This is a genomic window from Nocardia jinanensis (assembly GCF_014645735.1).
GTDB lineage: Bacteria > Actinomycetota > Actinomycetes > Mycobacteriales > Mycobacteriaceae > Nocardia > Nocardia jinanensis.
This window is the reverse complement of record NZ_BMMH01000011.1, coordinates 62,780-76,036: the sequence shown is the minus strand read 5'-3', so window position 1 is coordinate 76,036 and position 13,257 is coordinate 62,780. Positions and strand designations below refer to the sequence as shown.

The 13,257-nt window shown below is 68.9% G+C and carries 11 protein-coding genes and 1 pseudogene; 9 read left to right on the top strand and 3 right to left on the bottom strand.

The genetic code is table 11. The annotated features are described in order from the left end of the window. The first annotated feature begins 26 nt into the window (after positions 1 to 26). From IEY68_RS23575 to IEY68_RS23550, 6 genes are all read left to right on the top strand, one after another. Positions 27 to 1,385: a GlnX family signal transduction membrane protein gene (locus IEY68_RS23575; RefSeq protein ID WP_062999603.1), complete on the top strand. Its 1,359-nt coding sequence runs from the start codon at positions 27 to 29 to the stop codon at positions 1,383 to 1,385. Beyond that, positions 1,382 to 2,407 carry a glutamate ABC transporter substrate-binding protein gene (locus tag IEY68_RS23570; RefSeq protein ID WP_082681223.1) on the top strand — a complete coding sequence of 342 codons (1,026 nt, stop codon included), beginning with the start codon at positions 1,382 to 1,384 and terminating at the stop codon, positions 2,405 to 2,407. The genes IEY68_RS23575 and IEY68_RS23570 overlap by 4 nt, the downstream gene beginning before the upstream one ends. Before the next feature lie 5 nt (positions 2,408 to 2,412). Then, entirely contained in the window at positions 2,413 to 4,956 is a 2,544-nt protein-coding gene (locus IEY68_RS23565; protein WP_229718942.1) for a serine/threonine-protein kinase, read from the top strand. Positions 4,957 to 5,203: 247 nt separating this feature from the next. Further along, positions 5,204 to 5,656 carry a cupin domain-containing protein gene (locus tag IEY68_RS23560; RefSeq protein WP_058854102.1) on the top strand — a complete coding sequence of 151 codons (453 nt, stop codon included), beginning with the start codon at positions 5,204 to 5,206 and terminating at the stop codon, positions 5,654 to 5,656. A gap of 37 nt (positions 5,657 to 5,693) precedes the next feature. Beyond that, complete coding sequence (locus tag IEY68_RS23555; protein ID WP_058854103.1) at positions 5,694 to 6,869, top strand: aminotransferase-like domain-containing protein; 1,176 nt, start codon at positions 5,694 to 5,696, stop codon at positions 6,867 to 6,869. After that, complete coding sequence (locus tag IEY68_RS23550; protein ID WP_058854132.1) at positions 6,866 to 7,261, top strand: hypothetical protein; 396 nt, start codon at positions 6,866 to 6,868, stop codon at positions 7,259 to 7,261. The genes IEY68_RS23555 and IEY68_RS23550 overlap by 4 nt, the downstream gene beginning before the upstream one ends. 72 nt (positions 7,262 to 7,333) lie before the next feature. On the opposite strand, the gene IEY68_RS23545 is transcribed toward IEY68_RS23550, so the two are convergent. Next, positions 7,334 to 8,434, bottom strand: coding sequence for a CaiB/BaiF CoA transferase family protein (locus tag IEY68_RS23545; protein WP_058854104.1), 1,101 nt, complete (start codon positions 8,432 to 8,434; stop codon positions 7,334 to 7,336). Positions 8,435 to 8,575: 141 nt separating this feature from the next. Here IEY68_RS23545 and IEY68_RS23540 point away from each other — a divergent pair, with 141 nt between their 5' ends. Further along, positions 8,576 to 9,127 (top strand): methylated-DNA--[protein]-cysteine S-methyltransferase, encoded by a 552-nt coding sequence (locus IEY68_RS23540; RefSeq protein ID WP_058854105.1) that lies wholly within the window; start codon positions 8,576 to 8,578, stop codon positions 9,125 to 9,127. A 40-nt stretch (positions 9,128 to 9,167) separates the two neighbouring features. Here the strand turns inward: IEY68_RS23540 and IEY68_RS23535 are convergent, their stop codons facing one another. Then, positions 9,168 to 9,560, bottom strand: coding sequence for a VOC family protein (locus IEY68_RS23535; RefSeq protein WP_058854106.1), 393 nt, complete (start codon positions 9,558 to 9,560; stop codon positions 9,168 to 9,170). A 94-nt stretch (positions 9,561 to 9,654) separates the two neighbouring features. On the opposite strand from IEY68_RS23535, the gene IEY68_RS23530 reads away from it, so the two are divergent. Further along, positions 9,655 to 10,608 (top strand): helix-turn-helix transcriptional regulator, encoded by a 954-nt coding sequence (locus IEY68_RS23530; RefSeq protein ID WP_058854107.1) that lies wholly within the window; start codon positions 9,655 to 9,657, stop codon positions 10,606 to 10,608. 74 nt (positions 10,609 to 10,682) lie between these two features. Then, on the top strand, positions 10,683 to 11,093 hold the full coding sequence (locus IEY68_RS23525) for a YdeI/OmpD-associated family protein (protein ID WP_082681224.1): 411 nt from the start codon (positions 10,683 to 10,685) through the stop codon (positions 11,091 to 11,093). 922 nt (positions 11,094 to 12,015) lie between these two features. On the opposite strand, the pseudogene IEY68_RS36380 reads toward IEY68_RS23525, so the two are convergent. After that, positions 12,016 to 12,531, bottom strand: a pseudogene (locus IEY68_RS36380) (cutinase family protein); the annotation flags it as partial. Positions 12,532 to 13,257 lie beyond the last annotated feature (726 nt).

Genomic DNA, 13,257 nt, shown 5'->3' with positions numbered 1-13,257 from the left:
ACGGCGCCCAGAGTTGGAGGGTGGACATGACGCGGTTGGCGGTGGATCGGGTGGTAACCGAACCCGACCCGGCCCACCCGGAACCGGCGCCCGACCGCGGGCGAGCGGGCCACGTCCGCCCCCGGATCACGCGGGCCTGGAAGTGGTTGAATCCGGCACGGATACGCCTGTTCGCGCAGTCCTCCCCCGGCCGGCTGCTCGGGGTGGGGCTGCTGCTGGTCGTGCTGTGCGTGGGGTCGGGAGCGATCACCGCGGGCGCTGTGCACGACCGCCAGCGCGATCTCGACATCCTGCTCGCCCACACCGAACCCGATGCGAACGCGGCACATCGGCTCTACACCTCGCTCTCGGTCGCCGACGCCGCCGCGGCCACGGCGTTCATCTCCGGCGGCCTGGAACCCGAGCAGGTGCGCGACCGCTACAGTCAGGCGCTGGGAGAAGCGGGCGCCGATCTGGTCACGCTGTCCGGGGACGACGCCCAGGACACCGGGCAGCGAATGGGAATCGGCTCGGGACTGCCCGTGTACTCGGGACTGGTGGAGACCGCGCGGGCGAACAACCGCGAAGGCCATCCGGTCGGCGCGGCGTACCTGAGCGAGGCGTCGTCGCAGATGCAGACGGTGCTGCTTCCGGCGGCGGAACAGTTGTATGTGCGGCGCGCGGCCGCGGTCGACAGCGCCCAGGACCGGCACGTACGGCCGCCGTGGTTCGCCATATGCCTGCTCGCGGTCGCCGTGATCGCACTCGTCTGGGGACAACGGCTGCTGGCCCGGCACTGGCGCCGGACCTTCAATCCGGGCCTGCTGCTGGCCTCGGGTGCGCTACTGATCCTCATGCTGTGGACCGTGATCGCCGGATCGGTTTCGTCGGTGGCGATGTCCAGCGGCCGCGCGGACGGTACTGTGCCCGCCGCCCGGCTCACCGAGAGCCGCATCCTCGCGCAGCAGGCACGTTCGGCGGAAACCCTGAAACTGGTGCGCCGCGACACCACCGGCGACTACGATCACGCGTTCGACGCCAACATCACCCGGCTCAACGAATTGCTCGCCGGCCATACAGACCGGGCCACCGTCGACGCGCGCGCCGCCCTGCTGCACTGGCTGGCCGCGCATCAGCGGATGAACGAGGCACTCAACCGCGGTGAATTCACCCGCGCGGCCACGATCGCCACCGCGCCGGGCGCCGAGAACGCGACCGCCCATGTGGAATCCCTGGACAAAGCGCTGGGCAACGGTATTACCGAGACCCGGGAGACACTGCGTAGCAATATTTTCCACAGTGCCCGGGTACTCGACTATCTGGCACCAGGTGCGTTGATCCTCGGTATCGCCGCCGCGGCGTATATCGCCTTCGGCATCTGGCCAAGACTGCGGGAGTATCGATGAGGTTTGCGCGAAACCCGGTCCGACCGGCGGCCCGTCGACGGCCGTCACGACGATCGTGGCCGCTGCAGTTCGGGGTGGTGTGCACCGCGCTGCTTCTCGCCGGCTGCGCGACCGGCCCGGGCCCACACAGCGAGATACCGCACAGCGACTACGCCGAACCGCCGCTACCCGCACAGGCGACGGCGATGGAGGCCGACGGCCCGCTACCGCTGCCCGACGATCCCACCAACTGCGGCGACCCGACCGCCGGTCTGCGCCCCACCGGTCCTGGCGCGACGGGTCCGGTGCTGGACCGTATCCGAGCCCGCGGCCGACTGGTGGTCGGCTTGGACACCGGTAGCAACCTGTTCAGTTTCCGGGACCCGGAGAGCGGTGTGATCGTCGGTTTCGACGCCGATATCGCCCGCGAAGTGGCCCGGGACCTGTTCGGCGACCCCGAGAAGATCGAGTACCGCAGTCTGAGTTCGGAAGAGCGCGAGGCGGCGCTGATCGAGCACCGGGTGGATATGGTCGTCAAAACCATGACCATCACCTGTGCGCGACTGGAGCGGGTCGCCTTCTCCACCACGTACCTGAAGGCCCATCAGCGGGTGCTGGCGATGCAGAACTCCGGCATCAACAGTTTGAAGGATCTGGCGAACAAACGGGTGTGCACGATCCGCAGCACCACCTCGCTGGAACATATCAGCCAGATCCAGCCCGATGCGTCCATTCTCACCGTGCCCACCTGGGCGGATTGTCTGGTGGTGCTGCAGCAGCGGCAGGTGGACGCGGTGAGCACCGACGACGCGATCCTGGCCGGTCTCCAGGAACAGGACCCCTACACCGAACTGGTGGGCCCGAGTATCAGCGAGGAACCGTACGGGATCGGCATCCCCAAGGGGGACGAGGATCTGGTGCGTTTCGTCAACGGCACACTCGATCGCATCCGCGCGGACGGTACCTGGAATCGCCTCTACAACACGTGGCTGTCGGCCCTCGGCCCCTCCCCCGGACCTCCGCCGCCGGTCTATCGGGACTGATCGCCTTGGCGACGGACGAGTCGGACACCCGGTCCGGCTCCGGTGATACTCCGGAGCCGCCGCAGACTCGTGCGGTCGATGCCACCCGGAGCCGGCAGCCGGACGGTCGGCCGAGTGCGGCCACCCAACTCGGCGCCGGTCGCGCCCGCGGCGAACAGGACACTCCCGGGCACAACGCGGGTCCCGTAACCGCCGCAGTCACCGAAACGGCCGTGTCCCCGGCAACCACCGCGTCCCCGGCAACCGCCGCGGTGGCAGGAACCACAGCATCCCCGGTCACCGGTGCGATCGCGGGTACCGCCGCGTATCCGGGTACCGCGGCGGCCGCGCCCTTCGCCGATACCGGAACCGGCTCGGGAGCCACCGAGAGTTCGGGGCGCGGCAGTGGTTCCCAGCTGCGTACCGGCCGGAGTTCCCGCACCGTCCGTTCCCGGCCCACGGTGCGCACCCTCGTCGCGGGCCTGGTCGAGATCCCGCCCGTCGAAGCGGCCGACCCGGTCGCCGCGGTGCTGGCCGACCCGGTCGTCGCGGAAGGCAAACGGTTCTGCTGGCGCTGCGGTAAACCGGTGGGCCGGGCGAGTGCGCGCGGTCCGGCCGGCACGCGCGGTATCTGCCCGAATTGCGATGCCGCCTACGATTTCCGTCCGACGCTGAGCCCCGGAGACATGGTGGCCGGACAGTACGAGGTCCAGGGTTGTCTCGCGCACGGCGGGCTGGGCTGGATCTATCTGGCCGTCGACCGCAATGTCAGCGACCGCTGGGTGGTGCTCAAGGGGCTGCTGCACGCGGACGATATCGAGGCGCAGGCCGTCGCCGTGGCGGAGCGGGAATTCCTGGCCGAGGTCGCCCATCCCGGCATCGTGAAGATCCACAATTTCGTCGAGCACCTGCCGCCCGGCGGGGAACCGATCGGGTTCATCGTGATGGAGTACGTGGGCGGCCGGTCCCTGCGCAGCATGCTCGACGACCACCAACGCCCCGAACGGATCCCGGTGGCCCAGGCCATCGCCTACATCCTGGAAGTGCTGCCCGCACTGGACTATCTGCACGCGACCGGGCTCACCTACAACGACCTCAAGCCCGACAACATCATGGTCACCGAGGATCAGGTCAAACTGCTCGATCTGGGGGCGGTGGCGCCGGTGGAGGCCTACGGGAACCTGTACGGTACCCGTGGTTTCCAGGCGCCCGAGATCGCCCGGACCGGTCCTACGATCGCCTCCGATATCTACACGGTCGGCCGCACGCTCGCCGTACTCACCCTGAACATGCCCACCGAGCACGGCGCCTACCGAGACGGTTTGCCCACACCCGAGGACGAACCGATCCTGACCCGCTACGAATCGTTCCACCGGCTGCTGCTGTGCGCCACCGATTCCGATCCGGACCGCAGGTTCCCCTCGGCCGGCGCCATGGCCGACCAGTTGTCCGGAGTGCTGCGGGAGATCCTGGCGCTCGATACAGGCGTGGAGCGGCCGCACCGATCCATGGTTTTCGGCAAACAGCGCAGCGCGTTCGGCGCCCAGGAACTGATCGGCCAGACCGACGCCTACGCCGACGGTATCGCCCGCGGCACCCTGCTCTCGGCCGCCGATATCGCCGCCGCCCTGCCGATCCCGCTGCTACCGCGCACCGATCCGGCCGCCGCCCGGCTGACCGACACCCTGCAATCGGATCCGGACCAGGCGCTGGCCGCGCTGCACGAGGCACGTGAGCAACTCGCCGAGGATCCCGCCGCGGCACCGGAGAATCTGGAACGCGAACTGCGCCTGGCCGAGGCACGGATCCTGCTGGACCTGGACCGCGTCACCGACGCCACCGAATTGCTCGACGCGATACCGCAGCCGGGGCGGCGGGATTGGCGTATCGACTGGTACACCGGTATCGCGGGATTACGCGAGAAGGACTACGAGAAAGCCTATTCCGCGTTCGACGCCGTGCTCCGAGTACTACCGGGTGAATTGGCGCCGAAGCTGGCCCTGGCCGCCACCGCAGAACTCGTGCTCCAGCACTGGGAACCGGACGAGACCCGGGCCTGGCGTGATTACGCCGAGAATTTCTACGCCGTCACCTGGCGCACCGATCACGGTTTGGTGAGTGCGGCGTTCGGCTCGGCCCGGCTGCTCACCGCCGCGGGCCGCCACCGCGAGGCCGTCACCGCGCTGGACGAGGTACCCGGCTCCTCCCGCTATTTCACCACCGCCAAGATGACCGTGGTACTTCTGCTGCTCACCAGCGCACCCGTGGCCGAACTGCCGGAAGACCTGCTGCGCGAAGCGGCAGCACGCGTGGAAGCGTTACCTCCGGACGAGCGCCGGGCCGTACAGCTGCGAGTCATGGTGCTGGGCAGCGCGCTGGCCTGGCTGCAGGCCGGTAATACCCCGCGGCGGCCCAGGCCGCCGATCATGGGAGTCGCGTTCACCGAGCACGCGTTACGCGACGGCACCGAGTCCGGGCTGCGCACACTCGCGCGCCTGGCTCCCGGCCGCCGCCACCGATACGCACTGGTCGATCTGGCCAATTACATCCGGCCCACCACCTGGTTCTGACCAGCGCGCTCCGCCGTTCCCGGACACCGGGTTCCGGCCGGCCCCGCCACCGCACGTACCCATATTCCCGGTTCTCGCGGCGGATGTCTCCGGACCGCCGCCGGTCGTAGCCTTCGGCGTGAGGCCGGGTGCGGCGCCGCTCCGGCCGCCGACCTCCTCCCACCGGCGGCGACTTCGGCCCACCCGTCCGCCGGGCCGCCGGCGGTAGCTTCACTCCTCGACCGACGCACGAGCGAAAGCAGTTCGAATGAAGGACCTGGTCAACCCCGCCCGCGTGGTATCCGCCGCCGATATCCAGGAGGTGGTGGGCCCGCAGAACCAACTCCTGGTTCCCTGCGTCACCAGCGAGACCTGTGGCGCCCGAGCGATCTCCGCGGGCTTGGTCAACATGCCGCCGGGCAAGATCTCGCTAGCGCACTATCACGCGCACTCCGAGACGATCGTGGTGTGCACGCGCGGGCGCGCCGCGACGCTGGTCGGCCCGGATCTGGTGCCGCACGAGCACGGACCCGATGAATTCCTCTACATCCCGGCAGGTGTCGTGCACGTCGCCGTGAATTTGAGCGACACCGACGATCTGGTCGCCCTCGATATCCGCACCGATCCGAAGTTCAGCGAGGACCTGATTCTGGCACCGGAGTTCGACGCCGCCGCCGCCGAGATCGCGGCACGGTTGTGGCGGGAGCGCGCCGCGGCGTGAGCGGCCGAGCTCTCCCCGCAGCCGGAAAGGACACAGCATGACCGCGATCCTGCGGGCCGGACGCCGCCCCGCCGTGCGCAGCGGCCCGATCGACGAGGCCTTCGCGACGCTGGCCCGCCGCCCGGAGGTGATCTCGTTCGCGGTCGGCGCCCCCGACCCCGCGCTCCTACCGGTCGATACCGTGGCGGCGCTGGCGGCCGAGGTCTTGACCGAATACGGGAGTACCGCCCTGCAATACGGTGTCACCCGGGGTTTCCCGCCGCTGCTGGAGCAGGCACGGAAACTGCTGTCCGGCCGCGGTATCGACTGCCCGGTGGACCGGTTACATATCGCCACGGGTGGTTCCGGGGCACTGCACAATTTGTGCATGGCGCTGCTGGAACCGGGCGCGGTGGTCCTGGTGGAAGCGCCGACCTACGGTCCGGCGGTGAAGGTTTTCCGCAGCCACGGCGCACAGGTGCGCGAGGTCGGATCCGACGCCGAGGGCATGCTGCCGCGAGCGTTGGACGCGGCGCTGGCCGATCCCGATATCGCGTTCGTGTACCTGCTACCCACCTTCCAGAATCCGACCGGACGCACCATGTCCGCCGACCGGCGGGCCGCGATCGCCGATATCGTCGTGCGCCACGGTGTACTGGTGGTCGAGGACGATGTGTACACCGATCTGCGTTACCGCGGGACCCCGGTGCCGGCCTTCTGGTCGTTCGCGCCGGACCACACGGTCTACATCACCTCGCTGTCGAAAACGCTGGCCCCGGCCCTGCGGATCGGAATCGAGGTGCTGCCGGGCGAACTCGTCGATTCCGTGCTGGCCCTCAAACAGGGGATCGATATGCAGACCTCGGCATTCGCCCAGGCGATCGCGGCCCGCTTCCTGGCCGGTCCCGCGGCGGCCGACCATATCGATCTGCTGACGAAATCGTACGCGGCGAAACTCGGGACGATGACTGCCGCGCTGGCCCGGCATTTCCCCGGGGAATATCGCTGGACCGAACCGGAAGGCGGAATGTTCCTGTGGCTGGAGGGCCCGACCGGTCTGAACACCGATGCCCTCCTGGGGCCGGCGCTCGAATCCGGAGTGGCGTTCCTGCCCGGCTCCGCGTTCTTCGTCGAGGGAGCACCGAATTCGGCGATGCGGCTCAGTTTCGCCGGCGCACCGGTCGATCGGATCGATCACGGGATCGAGCTGCTGGCCCGGGTGTGCGGGGCGTGAAGGGGTCCGGTATCGCCGGAGTGTGGGAAGTGGTCGCGGAGGGCGCGCCCTTCGAATACCACGTGATGACCTTCCACACCGACGGCACCATGCTGCAATCGAATCCGGATTCCGGGAACCGGATATCCAGCGACAGCAACGGCATGGGTGCCTGGCGTGCCGACGGCGCGCGGGTGCGCGGGGCCTTCGTCGAGTTCACCGTGGACCGGCGGGATCCGGAGTCGGTGAGCCGGGGAATCGTCCGATTCGATGTGGAGGTCGCCGGCGATACGTTCACCGGTTCGGCGAACGCGACCTTCTACGATCTGTCCGGTGTACCTCGCGGCGCCCCGGCGGCGGCCCGGCTGCGGGGCCGCCGGTTCGACGCGTTCGCGCTGTTCCCCGAACCGTAGCCGCCTACCCGCGACCTCCGGCGACCCGCGCGACCGGCGGAAGGCCGGTCGGCGCCGGCCCTCCGCCGGAGTTCAGTCCGTCCAGATCGAGTCGATCGGGGTCGCCTCGGTGGGCGGCGGGGTGGGTACGCCGTTCGGGGTGCGGGAGAAGCGGGGCGCCGGAGCGTGCTGAGTGACGTTGTCGAGCTCGATGAGCGACCCACGCGCGGCGATATGTTCGTTCCCGCTCGCCTCGTCGAAGGTGAGCACCGGGCTCACGCAGGCGTCGGTGCCGGTGAAGATCTCGGCCCATTCGTCGCGGGTCTTGCTGCGGAACTTCTCGGTGAACAGCTTCTTCAGCGTGTCCTGCCCGGCCGGGTCCATCTGGAAGGGCAGACCCTCGGGGTCGATCTCCAGACCGGCCAGCAGCTGGGCGTAGAACTGGGGCTCGATGGCGCCGACCGCCATGTATTTGCCGTCGGAGGTCTCGTAGGTGTCGTAGAACGACATACCGGTGTCGAGCAGGTTCGTCCCGCGTTCGGAGGACCAGGCGCCGGTGCCGCGGAAGGCCCAGATCATATTCGACAGCGCGAGCGTGCCGTCGACCATCGCAGCATCGATGACCTGGCCCTTTCCGGAATTCTGACGTTCCACCAGCGCTGCCAGGATGCCGAACACCAGGAACATGGAACCGCCGCCGAAATCACCGACCATGTTCAGCGGGGGCACCGGTCGTTCGCCCTTGCGGCCGATGGCGTGCAGGACGCCGGTGAGGCTGATGTAGTTGATGTCGTGCCCGGCGCGGTCGGACAGCGGACCCTCCTGACCCCAGCCGGTCATCCGGCCGTAGACCAGGCCCGGGTTGCGGCCGAGCAGGTCGTCGGGGCCGAGGCCCAGCCGCTCGGTGACACCGGGGCGGAATCCCTCGATGAAGACGTCGGCCTTCTCGACCAGGGCGAGTACCTTCTCGATATCCGCCGGGGCCTTGAGGTCGGCCTCCACGATCGTGCGGCCGCGCAGCTGTGGACGGTCGGCGCCGCCGGGCAGCTGACCGGCCCGCTGGACCCGCACCACATCGGCGCCGAGATCGGCCAGCAGCAGCGCGGCATGTGGCCCGGGCCCGATTCCGGCCAGTTCGATCACGCGAATGCCCGCGAGCGGGCCCTGCTTGGTGGCGGTGGATGGTGTACTCACGCCCTACCTCGGTTCGTCGTCGATCCATTGTCTGCCCTGCCGGGCATATTGACAGTATGACAACAGCGGCTCCGAGTCACGGGGCCGGTGCGGTCCGATCCGGCCCCACCATCTGTCGGTGGCTGCGAGCAGACTGTCGATATGCCGGACAGTACGGTCGCACCCCTCGACGCGACGGATTTCGATACCGCGATCGGCCGCTGCGCCATCGCGTGGCGAGCGGACGCCGTGATCCGCTTCCAGCTGCCCGGTCATGAGCCCGGCACCGCCTTCTCCCGTTTCACCGGCGACGCCCGCCCGATCCCGATCCCCACCGAAGGCCCGCGGGCCGAGGCGATCGCCCGTATCCGCGATCACCTCGACGGCGACCTCGACGACCTCCGCCGGATACCGCTCGACCTCGCGGGAGTCCCGGTGTTCCACCGGGCGGTGTACGCCGTCACCCGCGCCATCGATCCCGGACACACACTCAGTTACGGGGAGGTAGCGCGACGCTGCGACGCGCCCGGGGCGGCACAGGCCGTCGGACAGGCACTCGGCAGCAACCCGATCCCCCTCATCGTGCCCTGCCATCGCGTCCTGGCCGCCGACCATTCACTGCACGGTTTCTCGGCGCCGGGCGGGATCGGCACGAAATCGACACTGCTGGCGATCGAACGCACCTCCGGTTTCGGCGAACCGACACTGTTCTGATCGGGAGCCCCGCAACTATCCCGGGGGCACACGCGAAGCGTCATTTCCGGCCGAGGATCTCCACATAGTGGACATTGCTCATGATGCCGAGCACGTTTCCGAACGGATCCACCACCGAGCCGGTGACGAAACCCGGCCCCCGGGTGGTGATCGGCTCGTATTCGGTGGCGCCCAGTTCCAGCAAGCGTTCGTGGGTGGCCGCCAGATCGTCGACATGCCAGTACAGCACCGCACCGCCCGGTCCCGATTCGGCGCGCTTCGGCTTGTGCGCACTGTCGATCAGACCGAATTCGTGCTCGTAGTCGCCGACCCGGAACTCGTAGTACCCCGGCACCGCGAAGTAGGGCGGGGTCCCGAGGAACTCCTCGTACCAGTCCTTGGCCGCCGTCAGATCGTCGGCGTAGAAGTTCACGGTCGTCATTCCGCGCAGCATCGTTGTTCTCCTCGGTCGTGGTTTCGAGCTGGTGTAACCATCCTCGCGCGCAAAGTACTCAACTTCTGAGCACTTTCCAGCGAAGAATCGGGCTATGCGAGCAGATCGATTGGTGGCCACCCTGCTGTTGATGCAGACCCGCGGCCGGGTCACCGCCGCCGAGATCGCCACCGAACTCGAGGTGTCGGTCGCGACCGCGCGCCGCGACCTGGAGGCACTTTCCACCGCCGGCGTGCCGGTGTACCCACAACCCGGGCGCGGCGGCGGCTGGCAGTTGATCGGCGGCGCCCGCACCGATCTGAGTGGATTGACCGCGGGCGAGGCGCGAGCGCTGTTCCTGCTCACCGGCCCGTCCGCGGGAGCGGTGCCGGAAGCGCGCTCGGCCCTGCGCAAACTGCTGCGTGCTCTCCCCGCGACCTTCCGCGGCGAAGCCGAGGCCGCCGCCGACGCGGTAGTGATCGATCCGGCCGGCTGGGGCCGCACCGAGCGCGAACTCCCCGAGACGGTCCGGCTGTTGCAGCAGGCGGTGGTGCGGCGCCGCCGTGTCGCGTTGCGCTACCCGGGCCGGGACGGTTCGGCGACCGACCGCGTAGTCGATCCGTGGGGCCTGGTCGACAAGGACGCCATCTGGTATCTGGTGGCCGGAACCGAACAGGGCCGCCGGACCTTCCGTGTGGACCGCATCCTGCACGCCGGCCCTATCGACGAGGAGGCGCACCGCCCCGCCGATCTCGACCTGTCCACCGTCTGGGCCGAAGTCGTCGAGGAGATGGAGCAGCGCCGCGCCACCACCTCCGCTCTCGTGCTGATCGGCGAACACCTGCTCCCGGTCCTGCGCGACCGGCACGGCCGGCACTGCGAAATCCTCGGACCCGCACCCGACGGCCGTATCCGCGTCCGGATCACCGCGCACACCCCGCGCGCGATCGCCGAACAACTCGCGGGCTGGGGTGCGACCGCCGAGGTCGTGGCACCGGATTCGGTGTGCGACGAGCTCGCCACCCTGGGCGCGGAACTGGTCGAACGCTACGGCGACGGCCGGAGATAAGTGCTCATTCGGTGCGCACTTATTGCTGGAGGATCGAGACAGACCATCACACACCAGTCGGAAGAGGTCCACAGATGCCCACCGTCGACCACACCCGAGCCGTCATTTTCGATACGGCCGAGGACTACGAGACGTGGCTGTCCACCCATCACGACACCGCCTCGGAGATCTGGTTGAAGATCGCCAAGAAGAACGCGCCCACTCCCACGATCACCATCACCGAAGCCCTCGACGTAGCCCTCTGCTACGGCTGGATAGACAGCCACCGCCGCGCGTTCGACGCCGACCACTACCTCCAGCGCTACTCCCCCCGGACGCCGAAGAGCCCTTGGTCGGAGATCAATCGCCGCAAGGCCGAGTCCCTGATCGCCGCGGGCCGTATGCGCGACCCCGGTTACGCGGCCGTCGTCGCGGCGAAGGCGGACAATCGCTGGCACCGGCCGCCACCACCAGCCATAGGCCGCGCACGCGCTGCGCGACCTTGATCGCACTGCACGCGCCGGCCGATACCGCGGCCAGCAGCACCAGCCCCAGCAGATACGGGACCGAGCCGGGCACGGGTCGGTGCGACGCGGTGTCGGCCACGGCCCGCGTCCGCGCAGACGGTTGCGCGCCGACCGCGATATTGCGGATATCGGGCTCGGCGGCGGGCACAGGCGACTGTGGCGCGGGCTGCTGCTGCGGTGCGGGTGCGGGGCCGGGATCGGCGGGTGCGGGCACGGACGGAACCGACCGCGCCGGAGAGGGTTCGGGTATGCGGTTGGTGGCGAGATCCTCGGCCACCGCCGTGAACCATTTCAGTACCAGGTCGGCCGCGGGCTTACCGTCCGCGGTGTAGCCCGCGTGGAAGTAGTCGCCGTGTTTACGCACGGTATCGGCGTAACGCAGCCACAGCGTGGGGTCGAGGAGTTCACCGTTCTCGGCACTCAATTGGCCGAGCGCGTTGAACGTCTTACTGACCAGATTGAACACGGTGCGCCGCGGCAGCGGGCGGCGGACGGCGTCGATGAGCGCGTCGGTGGCGCGTTCGATACCGGTCAGCGGGTCGGGAGCGGTGGCGATTCCGGCGACTTCGGCGGGTTCGAGAGCGATACCGATGATCGCCAGTAGTGTGTTGAGCGCGCTGGTACCCAATTTCAGCAGCGCCTCACGGGCCTGCGGTTCGCTACCCGAACGCGGGTCCGCGGCCTCGGCCAACCGGACGCCGAGCGGTTTCTCCGGCGTCAACGACAGTGTGCCCAGCGAATACCCGCGCAGATCATGGGTGATGACCGCGGTCGCGGTACGCGCGAGAGTCGACGAGAAACCGTCGCCGATCGACTCCAGCGCCGCCACCGGATCCGACGGGATGAGTTCGGCCTGGCCGAGGATGTTCACCACCATGTGCAGCAGCGGCGCATCGGTGGGCGCGTCGCAAGCGAGGTCCCCGGGCAGGCACAGCGAGGCCACCCGGCCGGTGAGTTCCCCGAAGTCCGGGGCGATATCGCGCAGTGGCCCGATTCCGCCGCCCGGCGCGGGATGCTGCGGAAACTCCTGCAAGGCGTCCAGTTCCGCGCCCGTTGTGCCGGGGGCAGGTTCCGGGCGTCCCGTTCCCGGCTGTCCGGGGAACACCGCGGCCCCGGGCGCACGGGTCGGGTCGGCCAGTAGGGCCACTGCCGCGATCCGGTCGGCCGGAACGGCACCCAGGCCGGTACCGACCTCGCGGGCGAACATCGAAACAACATGCGCACCCTGCGAGTAACCGATCAATCCCAGCTGGGAGCGCGGGCAGCGCTCGGTGACCTCGGCCGCCATCTCGCGGAGCCGTCCCAATCCCTCACCCGCCGAGACGGAATACGGTGCCGGAGTGGCTCCGGGCAGCGCGCCGCCGAAACCGGCCAGGTAGGGAACATAGGCGCGGCCCACCGCGGGCCCGCTCAACATCTCGGTCAACGGGCCCAGTACCAGCGACAGCAGGCCGACATCCGCGGCGACCGGGGAATTCGGGGTGGACTGCCCGGTTCCCTGTACCCCGAGAACGAAAAGGCCGGGGCAACCCCCGGCCTCCGCCAACGCCGCCTCGACACCGTCCTGGGCCCTGGCGACCGCGGGTGGCCCGACCGCGAGCGTGGCGACCGATACGGTCACCGCGCCGGCGACAGCGCAGACCACTCGTTCGAACACCGTGCGGGCGCGGCTCATCCAGACCTCCGGATTCATCGGAACGGCGCGGCCCCGGACGGCGCCGTACGGCAATCGACCTCGCGCGGACCCGCTACGGAACGAGGAGCGCGATAACGAGATCGAGTACCGTGCCGACGAGCTGGCCGACAACACTCAGAAGCAACTGAACTCCTCACAGCGAAGCGAATGCGCCGGGACGTATCGGAGTGCCCGGCACGAAAAGAGTTGCTACACCGGAATACCCGCCCCGGCCGTCACTTCGCAGCGATCGGCCGAAGCGGGCACCCATATCGAATTCGCCCGAACGGAAGTGCTCGTCAGGTGCAGTGATCACGAGCGCATCCGACGGCGGGACGACCTACTCAGAAGAGCACGCCGCCCAGGCCACCGACAACACCGGCGAGGTTCGTGACGACGCTACCGACGAGATCCAGCAGACCACCGAGCAGTCCCATTTCAAATCCTCGTTTCTCTGGTTTCGTTGTC